The organism is Flavobacterium sp. GL_143 (assembly GCF_057834355.1).
Window position 1 is genome coordinate 2,076,920 of record NZ_CM174401.1, and the last position, 15,172, is coordinate 2,092,091.

The 15,172-nt window shown below is 32.2% G+C and carries 14 protein-coding genes; 13 read left to right on the forward strand and 1 reads right to left on the reverse strand.

Features of this window, described 5'->3' with window-relative positions; all coding sequences use genetic code 11:
• The first annotated feature begins 20 nt into the window (after nucleotides 1–20).
• The 6 genes from rplQ to ctlX all read left to right on the forward strand — a co-directional run bounded on the left by rplQ (nucleotide 21) and on the right by ctlX (nucleotide 6,584).
• Nucleotides 21–509 (forward strand): 50S ribosomal protein L17, encoded by a 489-nt coding sequence (gene rplQ / locus AC3IPI_RS09005; protein ID WP_035619618.1) that lies wholly within the window; start codon nucleotides 21–23, stop codon nucleotides 507–509.
• Between the two features lie 196 nt (nucleotides 510–705).
• Nucleotides 706–1,809 carry a glutamine-hydrolyzing carbamoyl-phosphate synthase small subunit gene (gene carA / locus AC3IPI_RS09010; RefSeq protein WP_039117293.1) on the forward strand — a complete coding sequence of 368 codons (1,104 nt, stop codon included), beginning with the start codon at nucleotides 706–708 and terminating at the stop codon, nucleotides 1,807–1,809.
• A 116-nt stretch (nucleotides 1,810–1,925) separates the two neighbouring features.
• Nucleotides 1,926–3,218, forward strand: coding sequence for a phosphopyruvate hydratase (eno, locus tag AC3IPI_RS09015; RefSeq protein WP_039111732.1), 1,293 nt, complete (start codon nucleotides 1,926–1,928; stop codon nucleotides 3,216–3,218).
• A 154-nt stretch (nucleotides 3,219–3,372) separates the two neighbouring features.
• Entirely contained in the window at nucleotides 3,373–4,650 is a 1,278-nt protein-coding gene (locus tag AC3IPI_RS09020; protein WP_489158515.1) for a citrate synthase, read from the forward strand.
• Nucleotides 4,651–4,718: 68 nt separating this feature from the next.
• Nucleotides 4,719–5,633: a dimethylarginine dimethylaminohydrolase family protein gene (locus AC3IPI_RS09025; RefSeq protein WP_489158517.1), complete on the forward strand. Its 915-nt coding sequence runs from the start codon at nucleotides 4,719–4,721 to the stop codon at nucleotides 5,631–5,633.
• A gap of 15 nt (nucleotides 5,634–5,648) precedes the next feature.
• Nucleotides 5,649–6,584 (forward strand): citrulline utilization hydrolase CtlX, encoded by a 936-nt coding sequence (gene ctlX / locus AC3IPI_RS09030; RefSeq protein ID WP_039117291.1) that lies wholly within the window; start codon nucleotides 5,649–5,651, stop codon nucleotides 6,582–6,584.
• Between the two features lie 73 nt (nucleotides 6,585–6,657).
• Here ctlX and AC3IPI_RS09035 read toward each other — a convergent pair whose 3' ends face one another.
• Entirely contained in the window at nucleotides 6,658–7,287 is a 630-nt protein-coding gene (locus AC3IPI_RS09035) for a MarC family NAAT transporter (protein WP_039111728.1), read from the reverse strand.
• 154 nt (nucleotides 7,288–7,441) lie between these two features.
• Between AC3IPI_RS09035 and AC3IPI_RS09040 the strand changes: the two genes are divergently transcribed.
• From AC3IPI_RS09040 to AC3IPI_RS09070, 7 genes are all read left to right on the forward strand, one after another.
• Nucleotides 7,442–7,807: a CoA-binding protein gene (locus tag AC3IPI_RS09040; RefSeq protein WP_039111727.1), complete on the forward strand. Its 366-nt coding sequence runs from the start codon at nucleotides 7,442–7,444 to the stop codon at nucleotides 7,805–7,807.
• A gap of 225 nt (nucleotides 7,808–8,032) precedes the next feature.
• On the forward strand, nucleotides 8,033–8,653 hold the full coding sequence (recR, locus tag AC3IPI_RS09045; RefSeq protein WP_039111726.1) for a recombination mediator RecR: 621 nt from the start codon (nucleotides 8,033–8,035) through the stop codon (nucleotides 8,651–8,653).
• Between the two features lie 72 nt (nucleotides 8,654–8,725).
• A complete protein-coding gene (locus tag AC3IPI_RS09050) occupies nucleotides 8,726–9,523 on the forward strand; it encodes a polysaccharide biosynthesis/export family protein (protein WP_039111725.1) in 798 nt (265 codons plus the stop codon).
• 15 nt (nucleotides 9,524–9,538) lie between these two features.
• Complete coding sequence (locus AC3IPI_RS09055) at nucleotides 9,539–11,974, forward strand: exopolysaccharide transport family protein (protein WP_489158521.1); 2,436 nt, start codon at nucleotides 9,539–9,541, stop codon at nucleotides 11,972–11,974.
• A gap of 26 nt (nucleotides 11,975–12,000) precedes the next feature.
• Nucleotides 12,001–12,978 carry an SDR family oxidoreductase gene (locus AC3IPI_RS09060; RefSeq protein WP_489158523.1) on the forward strand — a complete coding sequence of 326 codons (978 nt, stop codon included), beginning with the start codon at nucleotides 12,001–12,003 and terminating at the stop codon, nucleotides 12,976–12,978.
• 58 nt (nucleotides 12,979–13,036) lie between these two features.
• Entirely contained in the window at nucleotides 13,037–14,428 is a 1,392-nt protein-coding gene (locus AC3IPI_RS09065; protein ID WP_489158525.1) for a UDP-glucose 6-dehydrogenase, read from the forward strand.
• A gap of 72 nt (nucleotides 14,429–14,500) precedes the next feature.
• The gene (locus tag AC3IPI_RS09070) at nucleotides 14,501–14,965 is read left to right on the forward strand and encodes a UpxY family transcription antiterminator (RefSeq protein ID WP_039111721.1); all 465 of its coding nucleotides are present in this window, start codon (nucleotides 14,501–14,503) and stop codon (nucleotides 14,963–14,965) included.
• Nucleotides 14,966–15,172: the final 207 nt, after the last annotated feature.

Consider the following 15,172-nt stretch of genomic DNA (forward strand, 5'->3'; position numbering starts at 1 on the left):
GAGTTAAATTTAACATAGCAATGAGACACGGAAAAAAATTCAATCACTTAAGCAGACAGACTGGACATAGAAAAGCTATGTTAGCTAATATGGCTTGTTCTCTTATTGAGCACAAACGTATTAACACTACTGTTGCTAAAGCTAAAGCGCTTAAACAATTCGTTGAGCCTTTAATCACAAAATCAAAAGAAGATACGACTCACAACCGTCGTATTGTTTTTGCATACTTACGTAGCAAATATGCTGTAACTGACTTGTTCAGAGATGTAGCTGCTAAAGTAGGAGACCGTCCAGGTGGATACACTCGTATCATTAAAGTTGGAAATCGTTTGGGAGATAACGCTGATATGGCGATGATCGAACTTGTAGATTTCAATGAACTTTACAATGGAGGTAAAAAAGAAGTTAAAAAAGCTAAAAGCCGTCGTGGTGGAAAAGCAAAGAAAGCTGAAGAGACTTCTGAAGCTCCTGCTGCTGATACAGAAACGACAACTGAAGCTTCTGAATAATTATGAAAATAATCATTCAATAAGAATTAAGGATAAACTAGTAACTAGTTTATCCTTTTTTTTTGTTTTTTCTAATCTAAAAATGCAAGAATCTAACACTTTAGCTTCTTGAGGTTTTATTTTTAGAGATGAATTTTTTAAAAAACCTTGCACTCGCTCTTTTAAAAAATTAAATTTGCAAAATATCTAATTACAAATGAAATACACAACACGACAAAGCGCCATTCTTTTACTAAGTGACGGAACAATTTTTCACGGAAAATCAATCGGGATTAGTGGTACTACTTTTGGTGAAGTTTGCTTTAATACAGGAATGACAGGATATCAGGAGATTTTTACCGATCCTTCTTATTTTGGTCAGATTATGGTTGCAACCAATGCACATATTGGAAATTATGGTGTAAATGATTCTGAAATAGAATCAGACAGCATTAAAATTTCGGGATTGGTTTGTAAAAATTTTAGCTTCAATTATTCTCGCGAAGATGCTTCAGAGAGTTTGGAGTCTTATTTTATAAAAGAAAACCTTATTTGTATCTCTGATGTTGATACAAGAGCATTGGTGAGTTATATAAGAGATAACGGAGCAATGAATGCTGTTATATGTACAGACGGAACTTCTATAGAAGATTTAAAAATAGCTTTGGCAAATGTTCCTAATATGGAAGGTTTGGAATTAGCCTCTAAAGTTTCGACAAAAGAGCCTTATTTTTATGGAGATGAAAATGCTACTTATAAAATTTCTGCTTTAGATTTAGGAATTAAAAAGAATATCTTGCGTAATCTTGCTAAAAGAGATTGTTATATTAAGGTTTTTCCATACGACTCTACTTTTAAAGATTTAGCAGCATTTAACCCAGATGGATACTTCTTGTCAAATGGTCCTGGAGATCCGGATCCTTTATTTGGTGCAATAGAAGTTGCAAAAGATATATTAGCAAATGATAAGCCATTATTTGGTATTTGTTTAGGGCATCAAGTTATTGCTTTAGCAAACGGAGTTTCTACTTATAAGATGTTTAATGGACATCGTGGAATTAACCACCCGGTTAAAAATATCATTACAGGGAAAGGTGAGATTACGTCTCAAAATCATGGTTTTGCTGTTAATAAAGAACAACTTGATAATCATCCAGATTTAGAGATCACTCATTTGCATCTTAATGACGAGACTGTTGCTGGTATGCGTATGAAAAACAAAAACTGTTTCTCTGTACAATATCATCCAGAAGCTAGTCCTGGTCCTCATGATTCATCTTATTTATTCGATCAATTTATTGAGAATATAAAAGGGAATTAAACTAAAACGATTGAGTTAATAACTAAAAGTATTTTATTACTAAGGAACTTAATTAGTGTCAAATATTTTTATAATTTCGAAAAATATTTATAATTTAATAATAAAAAATAGAAATAATGAGTATTATAATAAAAATTCACGCAAGACAAATTTTTGATTCTAGAGGTAATCCTACTATTGAAGTTGATGTAGTTACAGAAAACGGAGTTTTAGGAAGAGCGGCAGTTCCATCTGGAGCTTCTACTGGAGAGCATGAAGCGGTTGAGTTACGTGATGGTGGAAAAGCTTTTCTAGGTAAAGGAGTTTTGAATGCAGTGAAAAATGTAAATACTATTATTGCTGAAGAGTTAATTGGTATTTCTGTCTTTGAACAAAATGTAATTGATCAAACAATGATTGATTTAGATGGAACTCCAAATAAATCTAAATTAGGAGCAAATGCTATTTTAGGTGTTTCTCTTGCAGCAGCAAAAGCTGCCGCTAATGAATTAGGATTGCCTTTGTATAGATATGTAGGAGGAGTTTCTGCAAATACGTTGCCAGTTCCAATGATGAATATCATCAACGGAGGTTCGCACTCTGATGCTCCGATTGCTTTTCAAGAATTTATGATTTTTCCTGTAAAAGCAACTTCATTTTCACACTCTATGCAAATGGGGACTGAAATTTTCCATAGCTTGAAAAAAGTATTACATGACAGAGGATTAAGTACTGCTGTTGGTGACGAAGGAGGTTTTGCTCCAAATTTACCAGGTGGAACAGAAGATGCTTTGGATACTATCAAAAAAGCGGTTGAAAATGCAGGATATACTTTCGGTGACGAAATTATGATTGCTCTAGACTGTGCTGCTGCAGAATTTTATGTAAACGGTAAATACGATTACTCTAAATTTGAAGGAGAAACAGGTAAAGTAAGAACTTCTGCTGAGCAAGTTGATTATTTAGCTGAATTAGTAGCTAAATACCCAATTATATCTATCGAAGATGGTATGGATGAAAATGACTGGGACGGATGGAAATTGCTTACTGAAAAAATTGGACATAAAGTACAATTAGTAGGTGATGATTTGTTTGTAACTAATGTTGAGCGTTTATCTACAGGAATCGAAAAAGGAATTGCAAATTCTATTCTTATTAAAGTAAACCAAATTGGTACTTTAACAGAAACTATTGCTGCTGTTAATATGGCTAAAAATGCAGGTTATACTTCAGTAATGTCTCACCGTTCTGGAGAAACTGAAGATAACACAATTGCAGATTTAGCAGTTGCATTAAACTGTGGTCAAATTAAAACAGGTTCTGCTTCTCGTTCTGATCGTATGGCTAAATACAATCAGTTGTTAAGAATTGAAGAAGAATTAGGTACTACTGCTTATTTCCCTGGATTAAAAGCTTTCAAAATAAAATAATTGTAAGATTATATATTACTTTGAGCCATTCGTGAAAACGAATGGCTTTTTTTTTGAGTTTTAACAAATTCATAGCAAGATTCCTTTTTTAGTTAGTCTTAAATTCCTTAGATTTGATAAATTATTATTTAAAAGATTTATTTCCGATTATATTATGTCAAAAATAGCTACCCTAGAAGTAGATGGTAAGAAGATAGAACTTCCTGTTATAACTGGAAGCGAAAATGAATCTGCTGTCGATATTAACAAATTACGTGATTTAACTGGTTTCATTACACTTGATCCAGGATATAAAAATTCAGGTTCTTGTACAAGTGAGATTACTTTCTTAGATGGAGAATTAGGAATTTTGCGTTACAGAGGATACTCAATTGAAGATTTAGCTGAGCAAGCAAGTTTTCCTGAAGTATCTTATCTTTTGATTTTTGGTGAGTTACCAACAACTCAACAATTAACACAATTTGATGCTGATATTAAAAAGCATACTTTGGTAAACGAAGAAATGAAAAACATCATTGACGGTTTTCCAAAAACGGCTCATCCTATGGGTGTTTTGTCTGCTTTGACAAGTGCTTTAACAGCTTTTAATCCAAAAGCTGTGAATGTAGAAAATGAAAAAGAAATGTATGAGGCTATTTGTAAAACGATAGCTAAGTTTCTTGTTATTGCTACATGGACTTATAGAAAAACAATGGGTTACCCATTAAACTACTATGATAATACAATAGGGTATGTAGAGAACTTTATGCAATTAATGTTTAAATTGCCTACAGGACCTTATGCAGCAAATCCAATTGTTGTTAACGCATTAGATAAATTATTCATCTTACACGGAGATCATGAGCAAAACTGTTCTACATCTACTGTAAGAATGGTAGGTTCTTCTCACGCTGGTTTATTTGCTTCAATCTCTGCAGGAGTTTCTGCACTTTGGGGACCACTTCACGGAGGTGCAAATCAAGCTGTTCTTGAGATGCTGGAAGAAATTAATAAAGATGGTGGAGATACAGATAAATTTATGGCGAAAGCCAAAGATAAAAATGATCCTTTCCGTTTAATGGGATTTGGTCATAGAGTTTATAAAAACTTTGATCCAAGAGCTAGAATTATTAAGAAAGCAGCAGATGAAGTTTTAAATACATTAGGTGTTGATGATCCAATTTTATCTATAGCTAAAAAACTTGAAGCAGCTGCTCTTGAAGATGAATACTTTAAATCAAGAAGCTTATATCCTAACGTAGATTTTTACTCAGGAATCATTTACAGAGCATTAGGAATTCCTACAGATATGTTTACTGTTATGTTTGCTATCGGAAGATTACCAGGTTGGATCGCGCAATGGAAAGAAATGCGTGAAAATAAAGAACCAATCGGTCGACCTAGACAAATATATACAGGTCATCCTTTAAGAGAATTCAAATCGAATAAATAAAATTCAATTTAAAGCTTCACTTAACTGTGAAGCTTTTTTTTATCTTTGTCGAAATCAAATAATAGAGTATGTTACAATTAAATGTAAAGAACGAAACATCAAGATTACGGGCAGTAGTTTTGGGATCTGCAGTTCATAACGGACCTACGCCAACTATTGAGGAAGCGTATGACCCGAAATCATTGGAGCATATTAAGGCAGGAACATATCCAGTAGAGTCTGATATGGTTGCCGAAATGGATGCTTTTAATGCAGTACTTCAAAAATACAATGTGACAGTTTTTCGTCCAGAAATGATTGAAAATTACAACCAGATTTTCACTAGAGATATTGGTTTCGTAATAGATGATATTTTCGTAAAATCAAATATTTTACCTGATAGAGAACGTGAGTTAGATGCGATTCAGTATGTAATAGATCAGATGAATCCTAACAATGTAGTTCGCCCGCCAGAAGAAGTACATATAGAAGGGGGAGATGTTATGCTCTGGAATGATCATATATTTATAGGGACTTATAAAGGAAGCGATTATAAAGATTATATTACTGCAAGAACAAATATGCAAGGAGTTGAATTCATTAGAAATTTGTTTCCTAATAAAATAGTTAAAGAGTTTGATTTGGTTAAATCTAAAATCGAAGCTCGTGATAATGCTTTGCACCTAGATTGCTGTTTTCAACCAGTAGGGAGAGATAAAGGGATTATTTATAGAAGAGGATTTCGTGAAGAGGCAGATTATAGATATTTAGTGAATCTTTTCGGGAAAGAAAATTTATTTCATATCGAGAGAGAAGAAATGTATTATATGAACTCGAATGTTTTTTCGATAGATACAAATGTTGTTGTGTCAGAGAAGAACTTTACTAGATTAAATAATTGGTTAAGAAGTAATGGGTTTGTTGTAGAAGAAATTCCATATGCCGAAATAGCCAAACAAGAAGGGTTATTGAGATGTTCAACATTGCCTTTAATTCGAGATTAATTTAATATCAAAAAAATGAAACAAACTACAAACGCAATAGTAATGATTCGCCCAGTGGCATTCCGTATGAATGAACAAACGGCAGTAAATAATTATTATCAAAAAGTGTTAGACGGACTTTTGCCAGCTACAGTAAATGCCAAAGCGCAACAAGAGTTTGATGCTTTTGTTGAGAAGTTAAGAGCAGTTGGAGTAGATGTAACCGTTGTAGAAGATACTCTAAATCCAGATACGCCAGATAGCATATTCCCAAATAACTGGGTTTCTTTTCATGAAAATGGAGATGTAGCATTGTATCCTATGTTTGCAGAGAATCGTCGTCAGGAACGTCGCGAAGACATCTTAGATACTCTAGAAGAAAAAGGATTCGAAATAAATAATATAGTCGATTATACATCGGCAGAAGAAGATGGTTTCTTCCTAGAAGGAACAGGAAGTTTACTTTTAGATAGAGCAAATGGAAAAGCATATTGCGCCTTGTCTCCAAGAGCAGATGAAGAACTGTTTATAGAATTCTGCGAAGATTTCGATTATGCACCAGTTATTTTTGAAGCATTTCAAACTGTTAATGGAGAGCGAAAGCTAATTTACCATACCAATGTTATGATGTGCTTAGGAGAAACATTTGCAGTGATCTGTGCTGATTGTATCGATGATAAAAAAGAACGAAAAATGGTTCTTGAAAATCTAAAAGCAGATAAAAAAGAAGTTATCTTAATCACAGAGGCTCAAGTGAATAATTTCGCAGGAAATATGCTTGAAGTTCGTGGAGCAAATGATAAGAAATATATTGTAATGAGTGCTTCAGCACATCAAAGCTTAACGCCAAAACAAATTTCGCAACTAGAAAATCATGCAGAAATTTTAAGTTCAAGTTTAGATACTATCGAAGCTTGTGGTGGAGGAAGTGCAAGATGTATGATGGCAGAAGTGTTTTTGCCAAGAGCATAAGCTAAAATATGATTATACAAAAAAGGGATAAATTCAGTATTTATCCCCTTTTTTATTTTTAAGAAATTCAGATTTACATCAAATTCCCTTTTATTATATTGATAATAGCACTTACTATATATTGTATTCCGATAGCAATTACAATGAAACCAACAATTCTAGAAATAGCAACAATCCCAGAAGCTCCAAGAATTTTAGCCAGATAATGTGCGCTTCTAAGAATAATAAAAATTACAATAGCAATAGCTAAGATTGCGAGTGATCCTATTATAATTTCCATTGTTTGATGATGTTCCTGATAAAAAGCAATTAATAAAGAAATTGAGCCAGGGCCCGCAAGCATTGGGATTGCTAATGGGGTAAGAGCAATGTCATTTCTTTGTTGAGCATCGGTTTCTATCTTTTTATTTATACCTCTTTTCTTATTGAATTTACCTGAAAGTAGTGAGAAACCAGAACTTACAATTATAATTCCTCCGGCAATACGAAGAGCATCAATGCTAATTCCGAAGAATGTTAGCATATATTGACCTACAAAAAAAGAAACAATTAAAATTAAGAAAACGTTTATCGCAGTCCATAAAGAAATTCTGGAACGCTCTTTTTTGGAGTCATGTTGTGTTAATCCTACAAAGATTGGAACAGTTCCAATTGGGTTTAGTACCGAGAAAAGAGCTGCAAATAAGTAAATAAATAGATCCATAAAGTCTTGTTTAGTATTGTAAAAATAGTCTTTTTAAAAGATATGATTATAGATTAATCAGTAGATTCTTGTTTTTATTGAAAAATAACTAAACTTTTTAAATCATCCAAGAGCTTAACCTTTTTGATTACTTTTGTAGAATACAATAAAGACAATGAAAAATAAAAAAACAGTAGTGCTTGGAGCAACTACAAAACCTGATAGATACGCTTTTTTAGCCATAAATAAATTAGTAGAGAAAGGACACACAGTATTGGCTATTGGTCAAAATACTGGAGAAGTTGCTGGAGTGAAAATTTATACAAAAGCGATTCCGCTTAAAAATATAGATACAATTACTTTATATTTAAATCCTGCGCGTCAGCGTGATTATTACAATTACATTGTAGAAGCTAAACCTAAACGAGTGATTTTTAATCCAGGAACCGAAAATCCAGAATTATATCAATTGTTAGAACTTAATAATATCAAAGCCGAAGTTGCATGTACATTGGTTTTACTTACTACAAATCAATATTAGTTCTATAAAATAAATAATTATTGTTTTTAGGAGCTATTTCCAGCTATTCGCTATATCTTTTTCTGGCAGAAAAAGCCAGAAAAAGGATGTCGCTTTTATCTGGGCTAGACCCAAAATAAGCAATAGTAATAATTAGTTTTAAAATGTGATATTTAAAGCATTTAAAACTTCTGATTTTTATAAACTCAAGTCGGGTAAACCCGCAAATTTACTATTTTTGCCCTCATGGAATTTTCTTCAAAATTAATAGAAAAAGCAGTCAACGAAATGTCGCAATTACCAGGTATTGGTAAGCGTACGGCTTTGCGATTGGTTTTACATTTATTAAAACAACCCAAAGAGCAAACCGGATTTTTGGCCGAAGCACTTACAACAATGCGTGCCGATATTAAATTTTGCGAAAGCTGTCATAATATTTCCGATGTTGCAGTTTGCGAAATTTGTGCCAATACATCCAGGAATCATCAAACTATTTGTATAGTCGAAGATATTCGCGATGTAATGGCAATAGAAAATACGGGACAATATAAAGGGATTTATCATGTTTTAGGAGGGAAAATTTCGCCTATAGAAGGAGTTGGGCCAAGTCAGTTGAATATAACGAGTTTAGTCGAAAAAGTAAAACTTGGCGGAGTAGCCGAAATTATATTTGCTTTAAGCTCGACTATGGAAGGAGATACTACCAATTTTTATATCTACAAACAAATTGCCGATGTCGATATTATAATTTCTACAATTGCAAGAGGAATTGCAGTGGGAGATGAACTAGAATATGCAGACGAAGTTACCCTTGGACGAAGTATATTACAAAGAGTTCCGTTCGAAAAAACCTTCAAAAATCATTAATGATTCTTTAATCAAAATCGATATTTTCTAAATAGTAAATGAAAAGCTATATTTGCTGTTAAAATTCTACAAATGAACAAAAACTCTTTTTATCTGTTGCTGCTTATTGGAGCACTTTTTACATCTTGCATACCATTAAATGACTTAGTTTATTTACAAGATAAAGGAGCAACTGGAACAGAAAGTAATATTGCCGCTGTAGAATCAAAACCATATCGGTTACAAACAAATGATGTTTTAAGCATTGATATAAAAGCTATTGATCCTAAATTAGTAGCAATTTTTAATACTACAGAAAAAGCAAGCGGACAAACTTCTGTGCGTTCAGAGGCAGGTCTGTATTTTGATGGTTTTACGGTAGATGACCATGGGAATATTAGAATGCCAATTCTGGGAGAAATAAATGTTATGGGATATACACTTGAAGAAGTGCGTATTAAAATCGAGAAGCAATTATTAGACGAGCATTTTAAATCTGAAGCGAATATTTTTGTTACAGTAAAACTTGCTGGTTTTAGATATACAATAAATGGAGAAGTGGGATCCCCAGGTACCAAAACACTTTTTCAGCAACATGTAAATGTAATGGAAGCTATTGCTAACTCTGGTGATATTACAATTACAGGAAATAGAAAAGCAGTTACCATTATTCGTCAATCTCCTACAGGAGTAGAAATGCATGATATAGATCTTACGGATCTTAACGTAATGAAATCTCCTTACTACTATTTACAGCCAAATGACTATATATATGTAAAACCACTCAAGCAAAAAACTTGGGGAACAGGTAAAACAGGAATTGAGTCTATAGGAACAATAATTACGATAATATCTTTGGCAACAACTACATTTTTACTTTTAAAACTTTAAAAACCTACTAATAAAATGTTAGATATAAAAGATTTTTCGATTTTTGATAATCAATCAAGTTTTGATTTGAAAGGATTTTTATTAAAAATCGGAGGGTATTGGAAATGGTTTTTAGTGAGTTTGATTATTGCCTTTGCAATTGCCTATCAAGTAAATATTCGTAAAGAAAAAATTTATGGAATGGAAACTTTGATTTCCATAAAAGAAGAAAATAATCCTTTTTTTACCTCAAACACAAGTTTAGTTTTTAATTGGGGCGGAACTTCAGATCAAATGAGTAGCACGACTACAGTGTTGCAATCAAGATCCCATAACGAGCTAGTTGTAGATAAACTACAATATTATATAGACTATTTAGAACAAGGAGAATATAATTTGGTAGATGCTTACGGAGCAGTTCCTTTTTATATAGCTATCGATAAATCTAAAGGACAACTTGCTGGTTCATTAATTAGTGTTAAGTTTTTAAGTGACAATGAATACGAAATCAGAATTCCTTTTGAGGGTAATTCAGTTTCATTAATTACTTATACCAATAATTCACGTAGTAATACAGCAGTAGAAATTGGAGAATTTGTAAAGAAGTATAAAGTTGGTGAGCAAGTCTCGTTGCCTTTTCTGAATTGGAAATTGCAAATTAATGATAATCCAGGTTTTTATAAAGGAAAAGAATATTTTATAAGATTTAACGATTTTGATGGAACTGTAGCGAGATATAGAGGAGTTAATGTGCAATCAGACGAAAGAGGTGGTTCTATACTTACTTTAGGAATGCAAGGTACCAATAAAGCAAGAATGGTAGAGTATTTAAATTCTACCGTAAAAATGTTAATGAAAATCCAACTTGACAGTAAGAATCAGTTTGCTACAAATACGATTAGTTTTATTGACAGTACACTTGTGGCAATGGAAACTCAGTTAAAGGAAACAGGAGATGAGTTAAAGTCATTTAGAAAGGGCAAAAATGTTTATAATATAGAAGAAGGAGGGGCTAAGTTTTCGAATAAAATTATGGATTTTGATATCGAAAGAGATGAAATTACCCGTAAAGTAGCTTATTATAATTCATTAAAAGCATATTTAAAAAATAGTGTTGATTATTCTAAATTGCCGGCGCCATCTGTTGCAGGAATTGAAGATCCAAATATTGTTGTAAATGTTTCTAAATTAATTTCGCTTTCTACGCAAAGATCAGAAATGGCTTATGCAGTAAAAAGTGATAAGATTTTTAAAGATTTTGACAATCAAATGATGGCTGTTAAAAATGTTTTGTTAGAAAATATTGCTTCAGCAAAAGCTTCATTACAGTATGATTTAGCAATGGTTAATAGTAAAATTGGACAGACCGAAAGTACAATTAAAAAATTACCAGAAGAGCAGCAAGAGTTATTGAAGATTAAAAGAAAGTATGATTTAAGCGATAATATTTATAGCACATTTCTTCAAAAAAGAAGCGAAGCCGATATTGTAAAAGCGGCTAATCTATCAGATATTCATTTCATAGATCCTGCCAAAGATGTTGGAGGAGGATTGATAGGGCCTAAAACATCTGTTAATTATGTTTTGGCATTATTCTTAGGATTATTAATTCCGCTAGTGGTGATTTTGGCTCTTTTCTTTATTAATAATTCAATCCAGAATATAGAGGATGTTAGTAAACAAACACAGATTCCGTTAATAGGAGTAATCGGCGTAAGTGGCGAATCTTCAAGTTTAGCTGTATTTGACAAACCAAAATCGGCATTGTCAGAATCGTTTAGAGCAATACGGTCTTCCTTGCAATTTTTATATAAGAAACAACAAGTTGATGGTGCAAAAACATTAATGATAACTTCATCAGTAAGTGGTGAAGGAAAAACATTTTGTTCTATTAATATTGCTACAGTTTTTGCCTTGAGCGAAAAAAGAACAGTTATTGTTGGATTGGATTTAAGGAAGCCAAGATTGGCAGAAGAATTTAATTTGACTAATGAAGTTGGAGTAGTGAATTATTTGATTAAGAAAAAAAGCTTAGCTGAAATCACGAATGCAACCAAAATCCCATATTTAGATGTTATCCTTTCAGGACCAATTCCTCCAAATCCTTCAGAATTGATTTTGGGAGAAACGATGAAAGAGTTTATTGATGAGTTGAAGAAAAAATATGATTATATAATCTTAGATACACCTCCAGTTGGTCTTGTTTCCGATTCTTTGGAATTGGCACAATATAGTGATGTAACATTATATATTGTAAGACAGAATTATACCAAAAAGGATATGATTACGTTGTTGAATAATAGAGTAAAAAGAGGTGAGCTAACAAATGCAAGTATAGTTTTGAATGGTTTTGAGAATAAAGCCAAATACGGAACAACTTATGGGTATGGTAATTATTCTAACGGATATCATGAAGAGTCTGAAAAGCCAAGTTTTTTGCGAGCTATTTTCAATAAATTGAATAAAAAATAATATCGAGTAACTTTAAAGTATTAATTATGGAATCACAAAACACGATATTAATTACAGGAGGAGCTGGGTTTATTGGTTCAAATCTTTGCGAGTATTTTTTAGGGCAAGGTCATAAAGTTGTTTGTTTAGATAATTTTTCAACAGGACATCGACATAATTTAAAAGATTTTATCTCGAATGCTAATTTTAAATTGATAGAAGGAGATATTCGTAATATTGCTGATTGTGTTAATTCAGTACAAGGTGTTGATTATGTTTTGCATGAAGCTGCTTTAGGTTCTGTTCCGAGGTCTATAAATGATCCGATAACAACTAATGATGTTAATGTTTCTGGATTTTTAAATATGTTAGTGGCTTCACGTGATGCTAAAGTGAAAAGGTTTGTATATGCTGCAAGTTCATCTACTTATGGAGATTCTGAAGGATTGCCAAAGGTAGAAGATGTTATCGGGAAACCATTATCGCCTTATGCAATTACAAAATATGTAAATGAATTGTATGCTGAAATTTTCAGTAGAACGTATGACTTAGAAACGATTGGATTGCGTTACTTTAATGTTTTTGGAAGAAAGCAAGATCCGAAAGGAGCATATGCTGCTGTGATTCCTAAATTTGTCATGCAATTGATGGCTTTAGAAAGTCCTTTGATTAATGGAGATGGAAATTTCTCAAGAGATTTCACTTATATTGATAATGTGATTCAGATGAATGCTTTGGCAATTGCAACAAAGAATCCAGGGGCTATAAATACAGTTTATAATACGGCATATGGTGATAGAAATACATTAAATGACCTAGTAGGCTATTTGAAAAAATATTTATCTGAGTATGAACCTAAAATTGCTTCAGTAGAAATAACATATGGACCTAATAGAGCAGGGGACATTCCGCATTCTTTGGCAAGTATTGAAAAGGCGAAAAGACTACTGGATTACAATCCTGAATACTCATTGCAAGAAGGCTTGAAAGAAGCTGTAAGTTGGTATTGGAATAATTTGAAATAATAACATTCTTTAATATAGAATGAAAAATATAAAATAAAACATTTATAAATTTAATTAGATGAAAATCACAAAGATTTGTTGTATTGGTGCGGGTTATGTTGGAGGGCCAACAATGGCAGTTATAGCGCAAAAATGTCCGCATATACAAGTTACAGTAGTTGATTTAAATGAAGAAAGAATCAATGCATGGAATGATGAGGATACTAATAACATTCCGATTTATGAACCAGGTCTTGATAAAATTGTAGCAGAAGCTAGAGGGCGAAACTTATTCTTTTCTACTAATGTTGAAAAAGCTATAGACGAAGCCCAAATTATTTTCATATCTGTAAATACACCTACCAAAACCTATGGAAAAGGAAAAGGTATGGCAGCAGATTTAAAGTATATCGAGTTATGCGCAAGACAAATTGCAAAAATTGCAAAAGATAATAAGATTGTAGTCGAAAAATCGACATTACCTGTGCGAACTGCAGAGGCAATCAAGAGTATTTTGGATAATACAGGAAATGGAGTTCAGTTTCAAATACTATCAAATCCAGAATTTTTAGCCGAAGGAACAGCAGTAACAGATTTATTAAATCCAGATAGAATCTTAATTGGTGGTGATACTACACCAGATGGTAAAGTTGCAATAGATGCTTTGGTAGAGGTGTATTCTAATTGGGTAGCATCAGATAAAATACTTACTACAAATGTATGGTCATCAGAATTATCAAAGTTGACAGCAAATGCATTTTTAGCTCAAAGAATATCATCAATTAATGCAATGTCTGAATTGTGTGAGAAAACTGGGGCAGATGTAAATGAAGTAGCTAGAGCAATTGGTATGGATACCAGAATTGGTTCTAAATTTCTTAAAGCTTCAGTTGGATTCGGAGGGTCATGTTTTCAAAAAGATATCCTAAATTTAGTTTATATTGCTAAGACATATGGATTACATGAAGTAGCTGATTATTGGGAACAGGTAATTATTATGAATGACCACCAGAAAAGAAGGTTTTCTAATAAAATAGTTCAGACACTATATAATACTGTTTCAGGAAAAAAAATAGCATTTTTAGGCTGGGCCTTTAAGAAAGACACAAACGATACTCGTGAGTCAGCTGCAATTTATGTAGCAGATGATTTAATAAATGAACAAGCTAAGATTGCGGTTTATGATCCTAAGGTTTCTAGAGTAAAAATGCTGAATGATTTAAATTATTTAGAGACTAGAAGTTTAGATGAAAATGCTAAAATGGTTGCGACTTTTGATAATGCTTATGATGCTTGCTTAGGAGCTCATGCAATTGCCGTGCTAACAGAATGGGATGAGTTTGTAGGTTATGATTGGGAAAAAATATATGACTCTATGCAAAAACCAGCTTTCGTTTTTGATGGAAGAAATATATTAAATAGAGAAGAATTAGAGAAAATAGGATTCGTATATTTAGGAATTGGTTCTTGAAATCTTGATTGTGGTTAATTGAGAATTACTGCATTAATGTTTATAAGTGAATTTCATAATAAGTAGATAATAATGAATTGGTACGTAGTTTATACGAAGCCCAAATGGGAAAAAAAAGTAGCGGACCAATTAAATAAAATTGGGATAACGTGTTATTGTCCATTAATTACTCAAATTCGACAATGGTCAGATAGGAAAAAAAAGATAGAAGTACCTTTATTTAATTCTTATGTTTTTGTTCAATTAAAAGATTTGGATAGAAATTTAGTGTTTCAAACACCTGGGGTAATTCGTTATTTGTTTTGGTTAGGAAAGCCAGCAATTGTAAGAGATGAAGAAATAAATGTTATTAAAAATAGTTTGAGTTCTCCAATCATTAGTGAAGTTTCATTAGTTCCATTTAAAATAGGAGATAAAATAAAGTTAGATTCTGGAGTTTTTAGTAATCAGGATGCAATTGTTCAAGAAATATCGAATACTCATTATATTTTGGTTTTGGAATCATTAGGGTGTGTGTTAAAGATAAAATATAAATAAATTAACAAGATGAACGAAGGTTACTTGTAAGAGTTTATGATAAAAAAGAATCACTAATTTTAGTGATTTTTTTATGTTTAATACTTTTATTTGGTATTTTTTTAGTGTTGATTTTTAGTTGGTTGTGTTTTTTTTATGTTGAATGATATATTTTTTGATTTTTCCATGGTTTTTGATATTGAATTAATAGCCTTATTATGGTATATT